At 33.0% G+C, this 20,885-nt stretch carries 18 protein-coding genes; 4 read left to right on the top strand and 14 right to left on the bottom strand.

Annotation, left to right across the window (positions count from 1 at the left end; all coding sequences use genetic code 11):
* Positions 1-9: 9 nt before the first annotated feature.
* Positions 10-6,036, bottom strand: coding sequence for a DNRLRE domain-containing protein (locus MKY02_RS07765; RefSeq protein ID WP_340710912.1), 6,027 nt, complete (start codon positions 6,034-6,036; stop codon positions 10-12).
* A 328-nt stretch (positions 6,037-6,364) separates the two neighbouring features.
* On the opposite strand from MKY02_RS07765, the gene MKY02_RS07760 reads away from it, so the two are divergent.
* A complete protein-coding gene (locus MKY02_RS07760) occupies positions 6,365-7,192 on the top strand; it encodes a hypothetical protein (protein WP_235175725.1) in 828 nt (275 codons plus the stop codon).
* Between the two features lie 95 nt (positions 7,193-7,287).
* Positions 7,288-7,560: a hypothetical protein gene (locus MKY02_RS07755; RefSeq protein WP_076066908.1), complete on the top strand. Its 273-nt coding sequence runs from the start codon at positions 7,288-7,290 to the stop codon at positions 7,558-7,560.
* Between the two features lie 226 nt (positions 7,561-7,786).
* Here MKY02_RS07755 and MKY02_RS07750 read toward each other — a convergent pair whose 3' ends face one another.
* The 7 genes from MKY02_RS07750 to MKY02_RS07720 all read right to left on the bottom strand — a co-directional run bounded on the left by MKY02_RS07750 (position 7,787) and on the right by MKY02_RS07720 (position 12,655).
* Positions 7,787-8,188, bottom strand: a complete 402-nt coding sequence (locus tag MKY02_RS07750; RefSeq protein ID WP_038184543.1) for a group-specific protein — start codon at positions 8,186-8,188, stop codon at positions 7,787-7,789.
* 165 nt (positions 8,189-8,353) lie between these two features.
* The gene (locus MKY02_RS07745; RefSeq protein ID WP_038184546.1) at positions 8,354-8,848 is read right to left on the bottom strand and encodes a hypothetical protein; all 495 of its coding nucleotides are present in this window, start codon (positions 8,846-8,848) and stop codon (positions 8,354-8,356) included.
* A 238-nt stretch (positions 8,849-9,086) separates the two neighbouring features.
* Positions 9,087-9,281 carry a hypothetical protein gene (locus MKY02_RS07740; protein WP_038184549.1) on the bottom strand — a complete coding sequence of 65 codons (195 nt, stop codon included), beginning with the start codon at positions 9,279-9,281 and terminating at the stop codon, positions 9,087-9,089.
* A 121-nt stretch (positions 9,282-9,402) separates the two neighbouring features.
* Positions 9,403-10,122 carry a UDP-N-acetylmuramyl pentapeptide phosphotransferase gene (locus MKY02_RS07735; protein ID WP_038184552.1) on the bottom strand — a complete coding sequence of 240 codons (720 nt, stop codon included), beginning with the start codon at positions 10,120-10,122 and terminating at the stop codon, positions 9,403-9,405.
* Positions 10,123-10,480: 358 nt separating this feature from the next.
* Positions 10,481-10,927: an SRPBCC family protein gene (locus tag MKY02_RS07730; protein ID WP_076065789.1), complete on the bottom strand. Its 447-nt coding sequence runs from the start codon at positions 10,925-10,927 to the stop codon at positions 10,481-10,483.
* A gap of 443 nt (positions 10,928-11,370) precedes the next feature.
* A complete protein-coding gene (locus tag MKY02_RS07725) occupies positions 11,371-12,018 on the bottom strand; it encodes a peptidylprolyl isomerase (RefSeq protein WP_076065788.1) in 648 nt (215 codons plus the stop codon).
* Between the two features lie 331 nt (positions 12,019-12,349).
* Entirely contained in the window at positions 12,350-12,655 is a 306-nt protein-coding gene (locus MKY02_RS07720) for an NIPSNAP family protein (protein ID WP_340710908.1), read from the bottom strand.
* Positions 12,656-13,006: 351 nt separating this feature from the next.
* Here MKY02_RS07720 and MKY02_RS07715 point away from each other — a divergent pair, with 351 nt between their 5' ends.
* Positions 13,007-13,180 (top strand): hypothetical protein, encoded by a 174-nt coding sequence (locus MKY02_RS07715; protein WP_164491925.1) that lies wholly within the window; start codon positions 13,007-13,009, stop codon positions 13,178-13,180.
* A gap of 151 nt (positions 13,181-13,331) precedes the next feature.
* On the opposite strand, the gene MKY02_RS07710 is transcribed toward MKY02_RS07715, so the two are convergent.
* The 5 genes from MKY02_RS07710 to MKY02_RS07690 all read right to left on the bottom strand — a co-directional run bounded on the left by MKY02_RS07710 (position 13,332) and on the right by MKY02_RS07690 (position 18,906).
* Positions 13,332-14,162, bottom strand: a complete 831-nt coding sequence (locus MKY02_RS07710; RefSeq protein ID WP_038184574.1) for a GNAT family N-acetyltransferase — start codon at positions 14,160-14,162, stop codon at positions 13,332-13,334.
* Positions 14,163-14,355: 193 nt separating this feature from the next.
* The gene (locus tag MKY02_RS07705) at positions 14,356-14,643 is read right to left on the bottom strand and encodes a hypothetical protein (RefSeq protein WP_340710907.1); all 288 of its coding nucleotides are present in this window, start codon (positions 14,641-14,643) and stop codon (positions 14,356-14,358) included.
* A gap of 291 nt (positions 14,644-14,934) precedes the next feature.
* Positions 14,935-16,449, bottom strand: a complete 1,515-nt coding sequence (gene opuFB, locus MKY02_RS07700) for an osmoprotectant update ABC transporter permease/substrate-binding subunit OpuFB (protein ID WP_340710906.1) — start codon at positions 16,447-16,449, stop codon at positions 14,935-14,937.
* 4 nt (positions 16,450-16,453) lie between these two features.
* Entirely contained in the window at positions 16,454-17,407 is a 954-nt protein-coding gene (locus MKY02_RS07695) for an ABC transporter ATP-binding protein (RefSeq protein ID WP_038184584.1), read from the bottom strand.
* Positions 17,408-17,991: 584 nt separating this feature from the next.
* Entirely contained in the window at positions 17,992-18,906 is a 915-nt protein-coding gene (locus MKY02_RS07690) for a LysR family transcriptional regulator (protein WP_038184597.1), read from the bottom strand.
* Positions 18,907-19,022: 116 nt separating this feature from the next.
* Between MKY02_RS07690 and MKY02_RS07685 the strand changes: the two genes are divergently transcribed.
* Positions 19,023-19,568: a flavodoxin family protein gene (locus tag MKY02_RS07685; RefSeq protein WP_038184600.1), complete on the top strand. Its 546-nt coding sequence runs from the start codon at positions 19,023-19,025 to the stop codon at positions 19,566-19,568.
* A gap of 230 nt (positions 19,569-19,798) precedes the next feature.
* Here MKY02_RS07685 and MKY02_RS07680 read toward each other — a convergent pair whose 3' ends face one another.
* Positions 19,799-20,785, bottom strand: coding sequence for an ABC transporter substrate-binding protein (locus MKY02_RS07680; RefSeq protein WP_038184602.1), 987 nt, complete (start codon positions 20,783-20,785; stop codon positions 19,799-19,801).
* Positions 20,786-20,885 lie beyond the last annotated feature (100 nt).

Here is a 20,885-nt window from a genome sequence, read left to right as displayed (position 1 = left end):
TTCACCTCTTTATTTTCCGAATAGAAATACTCCTATTTGATATCTAGCATACGCTGGAAATGCCGATGTAATTGCACCCATATGAGCTCCAACAAGAAATCCTGAATATAAACCTATAGTTCCGTAGGCTTTAGCCTTTTTTACTCTACCAAACATAGAAATACTTACAATAACTTCACCTGTAAAACCACCAACAACCCCCCACTTCACAGCATTAAATGAGATATTTTGATATACAAAACCTGTTTTATTAGGGAAAGCTTTTTTTAGTGTATCTTTCACCCATTTTGGAGCTTTATTAATTTGGCTTCTCACTTTTTTCTTAAAGGATTTTTGTCCATTATAGTCAATAAAAATCACTGGATTATTATTCGCATACGTATACCCATTTTGCGTAAGGGGATCATTATCATCACCAGGATGTGGATCTAACGCCATGAAAGCACCATTTTCCGGATTATAATAACGTGCTTGTAAGTAATAGTGACTTGTTTCCTCATCGTAATAATATCCTGCATAACGAATTGGATTTTCTTTCGCGACCTTACTATTTACTTCAAGAATATTACCATAAGCATCATATTCGTATGAGCCAATTTCTTCCCCAACATCATTTCGAATCGAAAGGACATCACCTCGTTGATTTGTCCAATAATGATAAGTAATTTCTTTCCAATCTCCATTTGACTCTCTTGTGTTGATACTGCTACCTAACGGAGTAGTTCCATCCCATTGATAGTATCTGTATTCCGAGATTGTACCATTGTTTTTTACAACTTCCATTGCTAGATTTTCATTTTCATAATGGTATTCATATGTTTTAGAGCCTACTATCTTTTTCGTGCGAAGTCCATTTTCATCATAATTATACCTAGCAACCTCTTTATCAGCTAAGTCTGTCACAAGGACCTGTTGCCCCAATCCATTGTATTCATACTTAAAGTTTTCATCTTGTGTGAGATTTCCATCTGCATCATAAGAGTAGGCTTGTCCGTTTTTTGTTTTAACTTGATTGGCTTCGTTGTATTCGAAGCTATCCGTTTGTTTACCAGATTTCCGCTCTTTACGATTTCCAACTACATCATAGTCATATATATTCGTCGAACCGTCAGGTAAGGTTTCATTTGTTAATTGGTTATTAGCATCATATTCATATATAGATTTTCCTTGATTACTTTCTTCTTTTGTAATGTTGCCGGATTGATCATACATATAGTTAAATTGATTTGTAACTTGATCTCCTTGTTTATACTGAATCGTTGTTAAAAGATTCGCTTTGTTGAACTGGTTGATACGTTCAAATAAGTTTGTATTGACCATGATAGAGATTTTATTATCCGCAACATCTTCATCAAATTTGTAACTTTGTAATATTTTCTCACCACTAAGTACTTTTATTACATGAATTTTATCTTCATTAACTTTGTATTCGGTTGATTGAGAAATGTCCCATGTATTTTCATCTTGCTTAAACTCTGTTTTTATTTTATTAATACGTTCCTTCTCATCGTATCCATAACTCGAATCAAATGAACCTTCTGTATACTTTCTTAATTTCCCATTATCATCATATTTAAATTCTTTGTTGACAATATCTGTGTTGGTTTGTTCGTTAAAGAATTTACTTGATTTTATTAAACCATTTTCATATTCTGGATCCCAGTATAATAAGTTAGCACCATTATTTGATTTAACTGTTATCTTATCGACTTCATCGACTTCGTTATACTCATATTTTGTATTTATACCTGATGGTTTCTTTTCTGTATCGAGATTGCCATTCAAATTATATACATAATCGAAAATCATGTCTGGTAAACCTGAAAGACCTGGAAAAATGATTTTTTCTAATTGATCATTATCATTAAATTGATATTGTTTCACATGTTTGAAAGCATCCGTTAGTTTTTTTAAATTTCCATTGCCATCATACTCATAAGAGGTTTTATTCCCTTTTCCATCTATTACAGATGAGATTCTATTTAAATGTAAAGGGTGATACTCGTAAGATTTGCTTCTACCTGTGCCATCTGTTAATTTCTTCGTCTGTCCAAATTCATTGTATTGTGTAGTATTAACGTTGTTTTTCGCATCTGTTTTAGTTTCTGAATCATCCGTATCATTATAGGCGGTTTCTTCAAATGTTCCATTTGCGTATGTCGTTTTTACTATACGTCCATAATCATCGTAAAGATAACTAGTTAATTCTTCACCAACTTTTGACGCTTCTAGGTTTACTCCTTTGTACGTATTTGTCGTTTCTACACCTTTTGCATCTGCACTATGAATCAATTGGTTTTTGCTATTATATTCGTAAATGGATGTCCCTTCTGTGCTTGTTTCCTTAGTTAGTTTACCACTAGTTGGGTCGTATACTGCACTCGTCGTATTGCCATCCGCATCTGTTGACTTCTTTATGTTAAATTGATCATCATACTCTATAGTAGACGTCGTATCGTCACTATTCACTATTTTTGTAACTAAATATTTGTCCTTCGATGTACCGATACTATAAAACGTTTCGTTACCATCTGTGTCGGTAACCTTAAATACGTTATTATCGGCATCGTAATGATAAGTTGTAGATACAGAAATTTCAGCATCCGTATCTTGTTTATCAAACACTGTCAACTCTTGATCATCAAATAAAAACTTCGTTTCTGCTTTTTTGCCGTCAATATAGAGTTTCATTTGACCGTTTTTGTAATAGGCGAAACCTTCTATTATCTTTTCTTCTGTATCTTTACTTTTTATAGTAGTAGACTTTAAATAGCCATTCTCATCATAATGATACTCAGTCCAATGACTACTATATGAAATTTTCTCAATACGATTATCAGTATTATAGTCGATGTCAATCGTGTTACGTATTATTTCACCTTTTTGATTGACCTCAGCAATTTTTTTCAATTGGTTATCTATATAGGAGAATTGTATTTTATTATTATTACCATCTGTATAAGATAAGATGTGGTATCGATTATCATCTTTCGAATCTTTTTCGTAAATTTCTACAAAATCATCGGGATCTTTTATTTCAAATGTATCTGCGTCTTGTTGTTCTAACTTCAAGTATTTCCCTTTTGGAGATATATACGTTTGAGTATCTGTGTCATATTTGAACAAATGTAATGTACCATCTTCATCAAAATACTGAACATCCTTATTATCAGTTACTGTCAGGTATTGCCCACCTGTATAAGACCATCCTTTTCCAAGTGGGGAATCTTTTTGAGAGCGGGAGTTATAGGTACGTGTAAAGCCAAAACCTAATGTACCACGAGTAAATAATGATTCGTCATTAAATTGTAATGCCATATTCCCTGTTGTTACATTTACGGAAGCTTCTGCATTCCCAAAAGAGTGACTGCCGTAAGTAAAGTAATCTTCTATCCCATTTAGTTCTTCATGTAATGGAATATGACCATATGCACTAGCTGAAGGATCACTTAAGCCACGTAAGCCTAAATCTTCTCTATCTTCCTCTGTTGCAGGAGCTCCTTCGTCACCAAAGCGATAAGCACTAACTCGTACTTCGTAGGCATCTTTATTCTTTTCTAAAGGTGCACTTTTATAATAATTAGATGGATATGCAGGGAGATTTATTTCTTTGTCTTTTTCTTCTCCCTCTGTTGTTTCCATTTTGTCAAACAAAGTGATACCAGTCGTATCAAAATTTGTTTTTCCCTTAACTTGGTACTTTTCGAATTTACTACCATTATTTATTTCTACTTGATAATACTTAGCGCCTGTTACAGCGTCCCAGTTTATCTTTAGGTTTCCTTTATTATTAAAGGTATCTATTAAAGCACCTTCAACTTTAATATTTTTAGGAGCCATTAAAGGAATGTACCCATAATTTACATCAGAAGATGGTGAATTCCCTGTAGCTGATAGTGCTATTACTCGGATACTATATCTAGTAGACGAGTTTCCATAGGTATTACTTGGATCTATCGGTAATTCTGCTCCCTTGCCAACACTATTTGGAGAGCTCAAATCTGTTATGTGTAAATCTTTATTCCCAGCCTCTATTTCTTTATCAGTAGGCCAGATTTTTTTCCCTTTCGTACTTACAGAAGTAATTTTACCGACTTCAAAATCTTCGTATTTCGTACCGTTCCATATCCGTACTTTATAACCTGTTGCATTAGGAACTGCTTTCCAAGAAATATCTAGCCAACCTCTGTCTTTATTAGCTGTATCTGATTCTGGATAAGCATGAGCTGTAACCTTAGGCAAATCAGGAGTTCCAACTTGAATGGAAGGTATTGCTTTTGAGACAGTGTTCGAGACCGGACTATCTCCTTTAGGGAATTTTGTAAGTACCCGGAAACTATACTTTTTATCTGTAATAGTTGTCCCGCTTCGTTTACTATAGTACTCGCTTGGATCTATTGGTAACTCTACACCTTTACCTTCTTTATAAGTGTTACTAGCTGCATACGGTTTTTTAGGGAATAATTTTTTGCCTTTAGCTGTCCAGGTTGTAGCTGTTCCAGAATATACAGACTGAAAATCTTTTCCATCATACATTTGTAATTCGTATGAATCTGCCCCATATACACTTGGCCATTTCACATTTACATAACCAGCAGTTAAATCGTCTTCATAAGCAGTAGCTGTAATTGTTGGATTTGCCATCTTTTCATAATGATAGCTTATAACCATTTTAGCTTTATTCGTACTTTCCCCTGCGGTGATTTTTTTCCAGTAAGTTTTTCCATTACCATTTGTATGAAATTTAAATCCATAATTATTACGCGTTCCATTTGTCCACGCTTGCACAGTATCCGTAACATCGAAATATGCCCATTGATCTCTGGCAACCGTTGTACTTGTTATTTTCTTAGATGTTGGTTTGTTGTTCCATGTTAAATCATCTGCTAACCATTTACTTTTAACTTCATCAACCCAAAGGCCAGTTTTTTCAGTTGCATAATAAGAGTGTGTAACATACGCAGCTAATTGTGCAGAATCAATCACAGCACCTTTAAAATCACCTTGAATGCTGAACTTCATGAAAGGATAATTAGTGCCCGATGTACTGTCATAATATCCGGTTTGAAGGACGTATTCACCTTGACTCGGATCCCATTGCTTGTTGAAATTTGCATTTGGATAAGCACTTGCGACATAAGTATCACCAAGGACATTTATTGAAACTGATGGATCAATATAAATTGGGAACACTCGTTTTGATGAAGCTAACCATTCTTTATCTGCAGTTAACTTCAGTTCGTATAATCCCTTTTCAATTAATTTTAAGTCATAATGTATTTTTGTAGAACGAGTACCATCCCCTAAAGTTTCATTATAATTAGAATCAACCATCACAGGTTTCGGTAAGGAGAAGACTAGTGAAGACTTAGTTGTATCTTCATAGAAACCAACTGAGCCATCTGCTTTTACTTCACCATACAAGTCTGTCTTTATTGAATAATTAAATTCATTAATTCCTGTAAATTCATTTACGATCCAATCTTCTTTCACCTCATTATTTAATGCTATGTGACGCAAATCAATATTTGGATAAATTTCTTTGTAATATAAATTGTTATTTTCTTTTTCTAGATTTGGATTCTCTAATGGTTCAATGGAATTATCACCATCTGATGCATTAGTTATGTTAATTGCTAATTCATTATTACCAAATCGATAGATTAATGGTTCATCATCAGAAAGTTTATCTGGGAACATTGATTCCAAATTGGTTTCTTCAGGAGTCATATAACCATCTTGGCCATATACCAATTCCTCAGAAATTTCTTGGTATTGTCCATTTACTTTATTATGAACTTCTTCTGGGTACACTTCCTTAAGAAAGTCTCCTGTTCCGTTTGTAAACGTCTTTGAATTAGCTGAACGTTCCTTAATTACTTCATCAAATTCTTTTGTCACTTCTAATTGTTCTGATGATTGAGCTTCCTTTGAATTTTGTTGGTTTTCATTTAATGCAGCACCAACATATTCAGGAACCAAGCTAACAATCATAGAAAAAATAAGCAATTGTGCTATATACTTCTTAATATTCAAAAATACTCCTCCTTTTTTACAAAAAGAAGTATATAATATTACATTTTTATTACAAATAGAATATACGTATCATTATATTACCACAATACTCCATACAAAGTGTAATTTTTCCCATTTTTCATCAAAAAAGATGTTTTTTAAAACATTTCAATAATAGTGAATATATAGTTAATATGCAGAAAGTAATTGAAACGTAAAATTTTGATAGAGCAACACCTAGGGAAAATAAAAGAACACAAGTTATGAACGTCAGATGTTCAAAGCTTGTGTTCTTTTTTGTTCTTACTCATTAATTGTCTTTTCTAACAGAATAAGTGCTTCAGTAATTTTGTCTTTTCTTTTCACTTCTATAAAAGATAACGCCATAAGAAGAACAACTTTCCGTGCGGTAATCGATGCTGCACTATATAATAAACTAAACTCAAATAAAATTGGATGTGATGAAATAGAAACAATTCATATTCCTATCGACGCTGAACGTATTATTAGTACTTCTAGTAAGGGCAATCAATCGAAATGGTGTATCGGTAACAAGTGGGTCAAACAAAATGCGCGAGGTTATGAGGGACAAGCAGAAGTATTGGCTTCACTCGTTCTTGAATGCTCAACTCTTGACCGCTCTAAATATGTCGTCTATCAGCCATGTAACATTCAATTAACTGACGGTGAACAATTTGAAGGCTGCTATTCACTCGATTTTCGTGGTACAAAACAAGAAGTGACACTAGAACGCTTATTTGAAGCAAATTTCAGCTTTACTGATTCGATTACAAGTGACAAAACACTTTCTACCATAGAAAAGTTCGAGCTATTGATGAAGCAGGTGGAGCAGTATACAGGGCTCGTTTTAAATCATCAAATCGAACAGTTATACGCTTTCGATGCACTTATTCTAAATGAAGATCGGCACACGAATAACATTTTCTTCTTATATGACCCAAAAGAAAAAACATGGGAGCTGGCACCGGTTTTTGATAACGGACTTATCTTATTATCTGATGAAAAAGACTATCCAACTAGCAAACCATTAACGATTTTAAAGCGAAGAGTAAAGGCAAAACCACTGAATTCAACCTTCACAAAGCAACTTAGCCTTTACGAAGGACCAGCATTTATTGATAAAGAGAAATTAGAAACTGCAATCGAAAAATCTTAATACGATTTTGGACGTGCTAAGGACGTACTACTTTCACAATTGTGAGATCCAGCATTGAAACACTTATTCATTGAAGAGAGAAGGAAGTGAATCCATTGATTGATTACATGACTTTTGACGTAATGTGGATGGATGACATTATTGCCCATGTCGATTTAAAACCAGCTAATGGTGGCACCCCATATGTAATTAACAATATTGATGATTTTAACAAACAATTTTCACCGAATATGGAAGGGCATATTTGCTTAGATGAAATAGAACGTTGGCTAAAATGGCGTGCCTTCCCTCCTACTCGGGTCAACGCAAAAGAATTACTGGCTTCGCTGGGACATTGTACGAAAAACACATGGAGTCATGGCAGATGATGAGATTTGGATTCGTTTTAAAGGTGAAACACTTACACATCATGTCTGCCTACGTATAGATCTATACTATCCTGAGGAACCGATTCGTTCTAAACTTCAATGAAGTGATTTCCTTCTTTTTGTTGATTTAGAATAAAGTTTGATTATAAATCACTCTAACTCCTTGATTTTACTGTATATAAAAAAGCTTGATTATTTTAATCTCCTTATTCCACTAAAGCACTCGTTAGCTTAAAAAACTTTTTGATTTTAAATCTATAATATCTACTAACTCATCTATTGTTCCAAAGCACTTTTCGATTTTTGGTAAATGATAAAATGTACTGGTTGTTTCAATGTTATCTACTTCTTTGTTCGGTGAGTAAAGATAAATATTTTTGTCATTTCCCATAGCAATACCTAATTCAATATGGCTTCCTTTTCCTGCTGGTAATAAAACAACAACAAAATCCGATTCTATTACAGCATTTTTCTCCTTTTGACCTATTACCTTTAGTTCTTCCAATGTTGTTACGTTCTCATTTACAGTCCAGTCATATGTATGGATAAATCCTTTATTTTTTAACCTTTTACTAACATATCTAACCTGATCTATATTTTTTAAGCTTGATGCAATATAAAATTTCATAATTTCTCTCCTCTTTATTATCATATATGTTACTAACCCTTATTCAACTAAACTGCCCCGTTAGTTGAATAAAAAAAAAGCCGCATAAGCAGCTCAACGAACTTTCACTAAAGCACCCCGTTAGTTGAACACGTTTTTGTGGTTTCCGCCTAAAAATCCAATTATTTAGCGAAGTTCCTCTACCTTTACCTTTAGTTTTATATCCACAGGAAGCCCTTCTTCTTCTACTAGGTAAGATATGACATAAGCGCCTTCAGGGAATCCGTCAAATACCTTCTCATAACTTTCATTACTTTTTAAAACACCATTTGCTACAGTTGTTTCTTTATCTAGATTTTGAATTTTGTATAAAAAGCTTTCAGTACCAGTATTTAATAAGGTTATTTTAAATGGACTATCACCAGAATGAGTAAAATAAGATTTACTTTCACCTATAGGAGACGCTATCTCTTCATCAATCGCAAGAGGATAAAAACCTCTTATTGGTTCTTCTTTCTCCATATCCGTAACATCTAAAATAACAGGTTCCTTTTTTACAACTTTTGTTATTTCTTCTGACGCTACTTTTAAAGATGGTTCTTCTGTTTGAGAGGAAAATGCATTACACCCTGATAAAAGTATAATACAAGTACTTATACAAGCTATTTTATAATTTCTCATAACTTCTCCTATTCGAATGGTTAATTGTTATAATAATACCATAAATTACAGGTTGTTAAGTGTAAATTCGACATATCCCACTTAATTTGACTACGGATAATTATTGTTGTAAATTACATTTCCTTCTTCAACTATCCTGCTTCGTTAGTTGAAGAAGAAAAAAGAGCTTTCTGAACAGCTCATAGAGCTTCTACTAAAGCACCCGTTAGTACAATAAGAAATTTACTTTATTAGCCGTTTATTTGAATTCTTTATAATTATCTATATAGAACGCAACATAACCGCAATTCGGACAAACAGACGCTTTTGGTTTTTCAGACACTTTGTTGAACAGTCCTTTACCCTTTTTAAATATTTTTATTCCATACATAACACCTTCAACATTAACGCCACAATCTTTAACCATTTCACTTTGACATTGATTGCATTTCAACTTGAAAACCACCTTTAATTTTTTAAATGCTTATATATAGAGATATAGACAACATTATTAAACTCCCATAACATACTTGTTCAACTAACCTGCCCCGTTAGTTCAAGAAGAACTTTTGTTTCTAAATAAAGCGATATTTACGTGAAGATTGCGTGATAACCAAAAGAATCGTTAACCCAACAATGAGATACCAAATTATATTAGAAGGAAAAATGAACATTAATACACCAAATAAAATAGCTGTTAAAGAGCTAACTGTAATTGATTGTACACTCGTAATTTTATCTTGAATTAAATAATATAAAGTAAGTGGTAGTGCTAACGTAAATATAGGAATATAAATTGTTACTATAGATGTTTTAAATAAGCATATTGAAAGTACTGCTATTATAAAACCTATTGACGTAGAAAGTGTTCTTCCTACAAATGCTTTACCCGAAAAGTAGCCATATAGTAGTACAAACATAATTGATAAAATACCACAAATTCCCGTTATTGAAACAAATGAATATCCCATGATGAAAGCCGATATGGAAAGACAAACTAACGAAATACAAGGAAACAGCAATATTAAAGGATTTTGCTCTTTTCCCATATTCATTACATTTGTAAAACCTACAAGAAATAATAAGGAAAATGGGATAGTCAAATACCCTAATTCTATATAATTACCATAAATTAGATTAAAATAACTAATCTCAAGTTTACCGACTATTATTATTACAAGTGCCGCACCAATTTGACCAAGCAACATCCAAATGCTTGATAATTTTAATGCTTGAGTGAGCTTAGTTGTAATTACAATTAATACCAGACCCATAATTAAAGCTAAATATAACAAACTTTTCCCTCCTTAATATTTTTAAACTGCCCCAGAGTTGAAGATTCAGATAACGGCATTATCCAAATTGAATTATACAGTATATGGGAGAAGTAATGCAGATTCTATCGTTTTACTTGTTCAACTAACCTGCCCCTTTAGTTGAATAACTAAGTTTTATTTTACCATTATTATCCACCTAACAGTTTGGAAAATATGAATATTTTATCTGTGGTAAATGAAAATAACCCCGCTAAATGCGGAGCTATTTGAGTATTTGATTGCGTGATTCAAACGGAACAGCTTAACTGAAACGGTTTTTTCTTTTTGAAAATTTCACCTAAAGCTCCCTTTGCTTTAAGTGAACATACTAAAAACATTATAATTGTTTTTCAGCGCACTGTTTCAATGCCTTCATTTGTTTCTCTAAACCTTTTTTCATAAATACACGAAAAAGGATACTTAATATCTTTCCTGAAACAGTCTTAGCTGTTAATTCTTCTGAAATATAAAGAATACTGGAATTAGGACTAATTTTTTGAAGGTTATATGAAACATTGATTAAGAAAGTAGGATGATTCATTTGAATACTTATTCTATTATTTTTATTGTATTCAGTAACTTGTCCTTCATACTCTTGAATACGGTTTCCTTCTCTTAACTTTTGTTTAAACTTCACACCAACCGGATTACTAATATCAAACTTCGTTAAATACTCAGTTCCTTCTAATCCTGTCATCCATTCTTTTTGTTTATCATTATCTTCTAAGTAAGAGAATACTACCTCAATAGGGGCTTGAATCTCCGTTTGACTTTTTATTAACAATGTTTTGTACCTCCAATTATCAGCAGTGGTCATTATCGAATGCTACCATCTTCATGATTTGTAATAGTCCCTTCGACATCGAAAAAAACAATTTTACAACTTTTATAACCCCTAAAAATCTCCCTATAAAGTTCTATAATAGTAGTTGCTTATCTAATATTCGCTCTCCCTACAAAGAATCCTTCTTCAGCTAACCTGCCCCGTTAGTTGAATAAAAAAAGAGCTGTCTAAACAACTCAAAGATCTTCTACTAAAGTACCGTTTAGTACAATAAGAATAAATGGAACTATTTTATTAATTCTTCTCCTATCAAAATTCGAAATAGGTTAATCGAATCTATCTTTGTTAATTTCACAAATCTTGTTTCACTCAAAAGAAAACCCTCCCATACAATTGTTTACAGCAGAATAGCCTAATTCAGGGAGGGAAATCTATTCAATTTATTATTTTTGCACTTCTGGCTTTGGATAATCGAAGCCTTTCGTATCCACTTCAACCTTTTTCATTTTTTGTTCTTTCAATGGTTTATCGGATTCATTGCGCTCCGCATTAACGATTTCATCAACAACGTCCATACCTTCTGTTACCTTACCAAATGCCGCATACTCGCCATCCAATTGTTCAGAAGTATCTACCATGATGAAGAATTGTGAGCCTGCAGAGTTTGGATCCTGTGAACGTGCCATTGATACGACACCACGATCGTGCTTTAAATTATTTTCAAAGCCATTTGATAAGAATTCGCCTTTAATCGCATAATCAGGCCCTCCCGTACCATTTCCAGTTGGGTCGCCACCTTGCACCATAAATCCAGGGATAACTCGATGGAAAATCAAGCCATCATAGAAACCTTCTTTTACTAATGATACAAAATTCGCAACCGTATTTGGTGCTACTTCTGGATATAATTCCATGACGATTTTTTTATCATTTTCCATCGTAATTGTCACAATAGGTTTTTCCTTTACCTCAGAAGCATAGTTCGGTGTATCCTTCTTCTTTTCAACATCTTTTGATGCACCACAGCCTGTTAAAGCAACTACAGCTAATACGCTAAGCACTATATACGCTAATTTCGACTTTGCAACCATCTCTCTATATCCCCCAGTCACATGATTCTTTTCTTAAAAACTATATCATAGAAGACTAGAAAAAGAATACATGAACTAGAATTCATAAAGAACTGGGGTAAACGTAGCACATGAGAATTTATCGCATATCAATAAGCATCCGAAGTAAAAAAACCACACGTACTTATGATACAGTTCACCTAAACTAATATTAAACTGTAGTACTGCTTTTTCCTTGACCATCTATCTCTATTGTTAAATGATAGAACATACACTTTCTTCATATATCATGCCCCTTTAGTTGAAGAAGAAAAAGAGTTGCCTAAGCAACTCCTTTAGCTTTAACGTATATTCACTTAAATACTGGGCGCATAAAACTTCTCTCATAACTTAAAATACATTTAGTATCTTCTACAAATTTAAATGCTACTTGACATTCTTCATCCAATGCCATTTTCACCCGGTACTCTTCGTATGCTGTTAAACTTGGGAAAGTGAAGAAGGCATAAGCAATATTATTAGCACCCTCATGCGGAAGAAAATAGCCATGATGTGTACCACCTAATTTATTTACAAGTGGAATCCACATCTTACCGTATTCTTCAAATTCATTTACTTTATAAGGGTCAATAACATACTTCAAATAACATGTAACCATTTTTTCCCTCCTTAAATCTTTTTTTCATCATAACATATACTTCAACTAAACTGCCCCGTTAGTTCAATAAGAAAAAAGCTTCACTCCTTCTTGAAGTAAAGCCCCCGTTAGTTGAATAATCACCTTTTCTTTTATTGCAAATTTGGGTCGTAATATTCACCACTTATAAAAATTTCATCTTTACCACTAAAAGTCTACTTGCCGTTTTCATATGTTATCTATCCAATTTGTTACGCAAAATGTCCGAATTGACTATCAATTCCTATCCTCAATCGACTAGATATAGATTGCTTTTAATTTATCCTTACTAACCGTATAATTAAGAAACTATTTGAAAAGGAGGTTAAAAAAATGAAACATAATCCTTTGCATCAATGGCAAAAAGACCATAATAAACGGGTAATAGATTTCCATAAAAATCACGCGTTAGAATTAGAACATAGTGAAAATGGGAACGGGTTGTTAGCTAAATGGGAAAGATTTGTCTACAACAAAGGAAAAGCTCTTTTTAAAGCTGTCAAATAAACTTTTATAAATTAACTGTTCCTTTTTAGGACAGTTCTTTTTTGATTTTTGACGTATGAATTGATATGTGATTTGTTTCAATGCGCCATAAAAAGAATGGAGTTCTCATATCTTTTGTTCAACTAACCTACCCCGTTAGTTCAATAAAAAATCACTCAAAAAGGAAATAATACCCTATATAATTAAATACATTTCTGAATCCTATATTTTCTGCAACTGCAATAGACGGCTTATTCACTTCCATACAATCCCAATACGGAACCAGATTACTCTCCAAGCAATCTTTTACAACACTATGGGCTAATTTTTGAGCTAATTTTTTTCCTTGATGCTCCTCTAAGGTTTCAATACCTATACAGTGTACATTTCCAACAACAAAACCTGAAAAACAAACACTTACAATTTCATTTTTGTAAACAATACAATAACCAATACCATCACCAAAGAAACTCTCAGGTGAAGCCCAAAACTCTAAAATTTTGGAGTGTAAAAATTCAATGTTTATTATTGGACCATCATTATTATCAAAGAAAGTATCGGAGATTTTTACAACTTCATATCCTTGTTCAATAGCAGGTTCATTGCTAGCTTTATAATCAACTTTATGTACCTCATAAACCCTCTGATTCCAGCTTCCTAACTTACGATGTTCAAACACTTTTTCGATAGTCTTATTCCATTTTATGTGGTTACCAATTCCTTCAAAGCAATTTAATCGGACTTTCTTTGCTTCTGGTATGATTACTCTATCAATAAAATTGTTTAATTCATTATTAAACGCTTCATTTTCTGCATTTCCAATAAAGAGAAATCCATCATTATTCCCTAACCAAACGAATCCAGAGGTAGGGGAAACGCTATCATCTACAAATACACGACCAGGATTAACTCCTTCGATTACCGCTATTATTTCCAATTGCCCCTTCTCATTAACTATACCTCTACACTTATAAAAATCACTTTTATTTAATTCAGAAATCATACGATATTTCTCCTCCCTAAACATTTCTAATCTAACTCTACCATAATTAACAATATATTCCTTATTAAACTAAACTGCCCCGTTTGTTGAATAAAAAAAGAGTTCTCTGAACAGCTCAACTATATTGTACTAAAGCACTCGTTAGTTGATGTTAGGAAACGAATAGTACATTGCACAACTTCACTATAAGATATTACTCAACTAATTCAACAGTAAGAGTAGAAATACCAATTGGTGCTGTTTCTCGTATAGTACCATCGTAACCGACTTTCACCTTATCACCAACCTGAAATGTTTCGTCAGGATTCTTTGCAAAATTTACAGCAATTATTCCATAAACTGCATACTCTTCATCTTCAGATACATAGACTACGGCACTCTGTCCATTAATCTCTTCAATCACTCCTGTAAAAGTTGCTTTTATTTCACTCTCCGACCATACAAATAATAAACTGCCGCATAGTAGAAATGTAAAAATCAAAAGAAATTTCTTTTTCAAAATACAGTCATCCTTCAAAACAATATTTTTTTCATTCTTCACTGATTAAATCTACAAATAGAATAAAAAATCTTTCGTACATTGATATATATTCATTTTTATCTGTTTCATCACAATCTCCATAGTGATATTATCATAAATTCCCAACAAAAAACCCACCTCTAAAAATCTATAGAGGTGAGATGTTTATAATCAAACTTTATTACAAATTATCAAACTTTTTTACAAAGATACAGCTACCTCTCATTTTTTGTGGGAAATGAATATATCTACTTACAATAAACCCGCTTTTTTTAAAAATTCATGTGCTACTTCTGATGCCTTTCTACCTTCTACATTTACTTGATAATTCATTTGACGCATTTCATCCTCAGTTATTTGATCGGCCAGTTTATTTAATGCTCTTTCAATTTCAGGATGTTTTTTTATTGTTTCTTGTTTTAATAATGGTGCACCTTGATAAGGAGGAAACAAATGCTTGTCGTCTTCTAAAACAATTAAATTGTATTGTCTAATATCACTATCGGTTGAATAGGCATCTAGTAAATCTATATCTCCAGATTTTACAGCCTGATATCTCAGCTTTGGTTCCATTGTAGTAATATTGGAAAGAGAGAGATTATATAGCTTTTGAATACCTCGATAACCATCTTCCCGATCATTAAACTCCATTGTAAACCCTGCTTTTATATTTTCTTCAGCTACCTTTACATCTGAAATGTTCTTCAAATCGTATGTTTTTGCTGCCTCTTCCGAAACAGCCAATGCATAAGTATTGTTGTACTTCATAGGACTAAGCATTACCATGTCAAATTTTTTCAGCATACCTTCTTGTGCTTGCCTATAAACATCATCTTGGTTGTTATTTATCGCTTTCTCTTTCAAAAATTCTGAAATGGCTGTACCAGTAAATTCGGGATAAATGTCGACACTTCCCGATTTCAATGCATTAAACACAAATGAAGTCTTACCTAAACCAGGCTTTAATTGAACATTCAAATCGGTCTCGTCTTCAATAAGTAATTTATACATATTGATAAGAATTTCAGGCTCTGATCCAAGTTTACCCGCAATGACTATCTCTTCTTTTTCATTGATATTCATTAGAGGAAGGAAAATCATTAATAATGCCGTAATACTAATAGCGCTCAATGCTATTACTGTTTTTTTAAATGAAAGTGATTCAAGTTTTTTTAGTAAAAAGTCAAATGCTAACGCTAATAGTGCAGCTGGTGCAGCTCCTAAGACGATTAATGCTGTATTATTTCGGTCAATACCTAGTAAAATAATATCTCCTAGACCCCCTGCACCAATTAATGCCGCCAATGTAGCTGTCCCTACTATTAAGACCATGGCGGTCCTGATCCCTGCCATCATAACAGGCATGGCGAGAGGAAGTTCTACTTTCATTAACCTCTTTCGAGTGTTCATACCCATTGCCATTGCTGCTTCTTTTAGTGACGCATCTACCTCATTTATCCCTGTGTATGTATTACGTAGGATTGGTAAAAGTGCATAAACAACTAATGCTATTATTGCTGGTATCTTACCTATACCAAACAGCGGAATTAACAAGCCTAGCAATGCTAAGGAAGGGATTGTTTGCAGAACCGCACTTATGCCAATTATACTTTCTGCTATTTTTTTCTTATTTGTTAAGTAAATGCCTAAAGGTATCGCAATAACAACCGCAAAAAAGAGAGCAATAAAAGATATTTGAATATGTTCAAGTAAAGAGGCAAAGAGCTGTCCTTTACGTTCATTAAAAACATCTACTAAATTCGTCATATGCTTAACCTCTTCCTGAAGAATCTATAGCTAAATACCTTATAATCGATTCTCTCGTTATAATACCTATAATTTCACCGTTCTGATTTACCGATATTGCTTCATGATCTACCAAATTATTAAGTATTTCTTGTAGTGAATCATTTACGGAAACTTTGTGTAATACTTGCAAATAGACATTTTCTTTTGATATGGGTTGGATAATACTTTCTATATTGAATGTATCTTTAAAATCTTGATTAAGGCCAATAAATTCTCTAACAAAATCATTGGCCGGACTTTGCATAATTTCTTGGGGTGTACCGAGCTGTACAATTTCTCCATCCTTCATCACACATATTCTATCTCCTAGTTTTAGTGCTTCTTGCATATCGTGTGATACAAAGACAATTGTTTTTTTAATTGTTTGTTGTAGATCGAGCAAGTCATCTTGTAACTTAGTACGACTAATCGGATCCAATGCACTAAATGGTTCATCCATAAGAATGATTTCAGGATCTGCTGCTAATGCACGAACAACTCCCACTCTTTGTTGTTCTCCACCTGAAAGCTCTGCAGGTTTTCGCTGACTATATTTATCTGCTTCAAGACCGACCATATTTAATAACTCGTGAACTCGCTGCTGAATTTGTTCTCTACGCCATTTCTTCAGTTCTGGAACAATGGCAATATTCTCTTCTATCGTCATATGTGGAAAAAGTGCAATTTGTTGGAGAACATATCCGATATTCCAACGTAACTCATTTATGTTATAATCACTTATTCTTTTTCCTTCAATTTTAATAGTTCCTTCTGTCAAACGAATTAATCGATTGATCATTTTTAGTAATGTCGTTTTCCCACAGCCACTTGGACCTATAATGACAAAGAATTCACCTTTCTTTATTTCCAAATTGAGATAGTTAACTGCTGGTTGATTGTCATCATACCTTTTAGATACATTCTCAAATACAATCATTTCATTACCTCCTTCTAGTACCGTAGTGGTTTCTAACTCGGTCTCATCGATTCAAGTTGTTTTGCACATTCCTACCGACAATCCATATTATTCAGATTACTTGTATTTCACATTTTATATACTCGTATTGAATAAATAAAATACAAAAGGTGAATACGGAGTTATATGCATATATGAATACCTCGTTTATATCTTCTTTAAACCTATATTAAAACTTCTAAATAACCATTTCTATATCAAATATTGATAAGCTCTTATTTTATTTGATATTTTCCTTGCATTTCTGATTTAATAGCGTATAATATATATTTAGGTGCCAAACCTACGTAATGATTGTTTTCGAACTTTCGTTACAAACTAAGATTCCATAACGACTCGGATTGTCGGGAATCTTTTTCTTTTTTCTAGCAGGCAGATGAGCGCCTGCTTTTTTTATGCCGTTTTTCAAATGAATATCCACTTCTTATTCATATTACTAAGTAATGTACAGTAATAAAAACCCTTTAAAATACTAAAGTCCATACTACTTAATCGTAGTGTGGACTTTTTATGTTCTTTATATCCTCCTTAACCTCTCTACTCATCTACTCAATACTAGAATGTCTATTAAATAATTTATACTGTTCACAAGCAATCTGTATGAAATCTTCTAAATAAGAGAAGATATATTTATCCTTATGCCACGCAAGCTCAGTAAATACGGATTCCATTGTAATAGTTGTCTCTAGATTTTTTAGTACTCCATTTTCTAACTCTTTTTCAACTGTCATTTTCGGTAACAATGTCATTCCTAATCCAGCAATCACACACTTCTTGATTGCTTCAATACTAGAAAACTCTATTATTTGATCCGGATAAATACCTTTTAAATGACATTGATATTCGAATTGATTTCGATATGAGCAGCCTTCCTCCGTTAATAATATCGTTTCTTGGGCTACGTTCTGTATGGCTAAAATATTATTTTGAGTTATATGATGTGTTGGTGCTACTACAAATACCAAATCTTCCTCGATTAATTCCTTTTTACAAAGCATTGGTGTGTCTTTACGTGTATCCGTAATAAAAGCCAAATCGAGATTACCTGATTGCAATAAATCCTTGGCAACATCAATTGTATGGACTGGCTTAAAAACTATTTTCACTTTCGGATGTCGGCTTCTGAACAATTGCAAAATTTTAGGTAATCGATAAGTGCATTGACTTTCCTGTGCCCCAATTGTTAAAGTCACATTCGTTTCATCTTGATTAGTTATTGCTTCTCTCATGTTTTCATCTAGATCTACCATCTTTTGTGCATATTGTTTTAATTGGATACCAGCATCTGTTAAATAAATTCGTTTTCCTAGACGCTCAAATAAAGGAACCCCTAATTCACCTTCTAAAGACTTGATTTGAGCGGTAATACTAGATTGTGCATAATCCAATATTTCCGCTGTTTGTGTAAAATTCAATGTTTTAGCAGCAGTTAAAAATGTATGTAAGTGCTTAATATCCATATCTCACACTCCTAAATCGTTTTTACCGATTAATTTAATCGAATTATTCATCTTTATTAATAATGAATTTAAGTTTAAGCTTTTTATAGAAGAAAGTATAGAGAGGATTGACATATATGAAGATTACAACATTTATTGGTAGTTCTAGAGAAGAAAGTAACAGCGAGATACTGGCAGATTTGGTGACGAAGGATATAAATCATACTAAAATTGATTTGAAAAACTTATCTATACAACCTATTCATGATTTACGTCATGCGGATGGCGGTTTTCAATTAGTAGACGATGATTATGACACAATCATAAATGCTTTCTTAGAAAGTGATCTGATTATCTTTTCTACTCCAATTTATTGGTATACGATGTCGGGTATTATGAAAAACATGATTGACCGATTAAGCCACGCTATACGAGATGAACGATTCCCACAATTTAAAGAAAAAATAAAATCCGTAGATGCCATTGTAGTAGCTGTCGGTGGTGATGACCCGAAAATAAAAGGGCTGCCTCTTATTCAGCAATTTAAATACACTTTTGATTTCTTAAATATGCGGTTCTCATCTTATATTATAGGTGAAGGAAATAAACCAGGTGACATTTTACAAGATCAACAAGCTGTAGAGCAAGCTAACCTATTAAACAAACAGTTAAAAAAATTATAAAAACCATCAAGAAGATCGTTCATTTTTGAGCGGTCTTTTTTTATCTAATGACTCATTGTATGTGCTATTGTTATCCCTTCTTTCCTTTAAAAGACGTATTTAATGATTTAGTTATTCTTCTTCAAGTAATTCAATAAAGCATTCAAAATCACATATTTAACTAATAAATTATTTCCTGGAAAATAAAAACGTTTATTAGGATATCCTAATAAACGTTTTATCATTACATTTTATTTAGAGAATACTTCTTCAATTTGATCTAGCATTAAGTTAGCTGCTAATACGCCACCTGCAGTATTCCAAATGACATCATCTACTTTATGAACATTTCCTGCTTTAACTGCAGATAGTTTTTGCCATAGTGGATCTTCTGTCCACTCTTTTTCAGTTGCTAATGCAGAATCATCACCTGTTGGCATATATGTGAAGTAGAATAACACGTCTCCGTCCATTTCAGGAATGGCTTCTTTACCTACTTCAATTGCTAAGTTACCTAGTTTATTATCAGCTGTAAATAGTTTTTCTTGGGCTGATACACGTTTAAAACCTAATTCGTTAAAAATGACACCAGAAAATGAATCTGTATAGTAAATACGTGTTATACCAGTCATAAAGCGTACGAATGATACTTGTTGATCTGTTTTATCACCTAATGTTGTTTTTAATGCTGCTACTTTTTCGTCATATTGTTTTAAAATGTCTTTACCTTCAGCATCTTTATTCACTGCTTTTGCGTATAAAGCAAAGTTTTCTTTCCAATCCCCACGTAATGTTTCAGAGAAAACAGTTGGGGCAATTTTAGTTAACTTGTCATAGACTTTTTCTTGTCTTATCTTACTACCAATGATTAAATCTGGTTTAAGTGCAGCGATTTTCTCGATATTCACTTCATGTTCAACACCGACAACTTCTGCATCTCCCATATCGTCTTTAATATGATCATACCAAGGATTTCCTACCCATGATTGTACTGCGCCTACTGGTTGAATACCTAAAGCAAGTAATGCTTCTGTTCCTTCATTCGTTAATACAACAATACGTTTTGGTGTGCCTTTAATTTCAGTAGTACCCATTGCATGCTCAACAGAATATGTTGTTTCCTTTTCTTTTGATGCATCTTTTTGTTTATCATCTTCTTTTGTATTACCGCAAGCTGCTAATGCAAATACAGCGATAACTGCAAATAATGCGACGATTTTACGTAAAGTATTTTTCATCTCTTTAAATCCTCCTATGTATATGATAAAATATGAAAGCAATAATGATAATCATTTTCATTTAATGCAAGATTAATATTATTCCACGGTAAAAGAGAAG

The sequence above is a fragment of the Viridibacillus sp. FSL R5-0888 genome, from assembly GCF_038009105.1.
Classification (GTDB): Bacteria; Bacillota; Bacilli; order Bacillales_A; family Planococcaceae; genus Viridibacillus; species Viridibacillus arenosi.
Note: the sequence above shows the minus strand (reverse complement) of the source record. Positions and strands in the feature narration are given on the sequence as shown.

Coding starts and splice junctions, on each gene's coding strand:
- MKY02_RS07695 (WP_038184584.1), bottom strand. CDS start 17,407: ATGATTGTATTTGAGAATGTATCTAAAAGGTATGATGACAATCAACCA.
- MKY02_RS07685 (WP_038184600.1), top strand. CDS start 19,023: ATGAAGATTACAACATTTATTGGTAGTTCTAGAGAAGAAAGTAACAGC.
- MKY02_RS07725 (WP_076065788.1), bottom strand. CDS start 12,018: ATGGTTGCAAAGTCGAAATTAGCGTATATAGTGCTTAGCGTATTAGCT.
- MKY02_RS07750 (WP_038184543.1), bottom strand. CDS start 8,188: ATGAAATTTTATATTGCATCAAGCTTAAAAAATATAGATCAGGTTAGA.
- MKY02_RS07745 (WP_038184546.1), bottom strand. CDS start 8,848: ATGAGAAATTATAAAATAGCTTGTATAAGTACTTGTATTATACTTTTA.
- MKY02_RS07680 (WP_038184602.1), bottom strand. CDS start 20,785: ATGAAAAATACTTTACGTAAAATCGTCGCATTATTTGCAGTTATCGCT.
- MKY02_RS07710 (WP_038184574.1), bottom strand. CDS start 14,162: ATGATTTCTGAATTAAATAAAAGTGATTTTTATAAGTGTAGAGGTATA.
- MKY02_RS07690 (WP_038184597.1), bottom strand. CDS start 18,906: ATGGATATTAAGCACTTACATACATTTTTAACTGCTGCTAAAACATTG.
- MKY02_RS07715 (WP_164491925.1), top strand. CDS start 13,007: ATGAAACATAATCCTTTGCATCAATGGCAAAAAGACCATAATAAACGG.
- MKY02_RS07720 (WP_340710908.1), bottom strand. CDS start 12,655: ATGGTTACATGTTATTTGAAGTATGTTATTGACCCTTATAAAGTAAAT.
- opuFB (WP_340710906.1), bottom strand. CDS start 16,449: ATGACGAATTTAGTAGATGTTTTTAATGAACGTAAAGGACAGCTCTTT.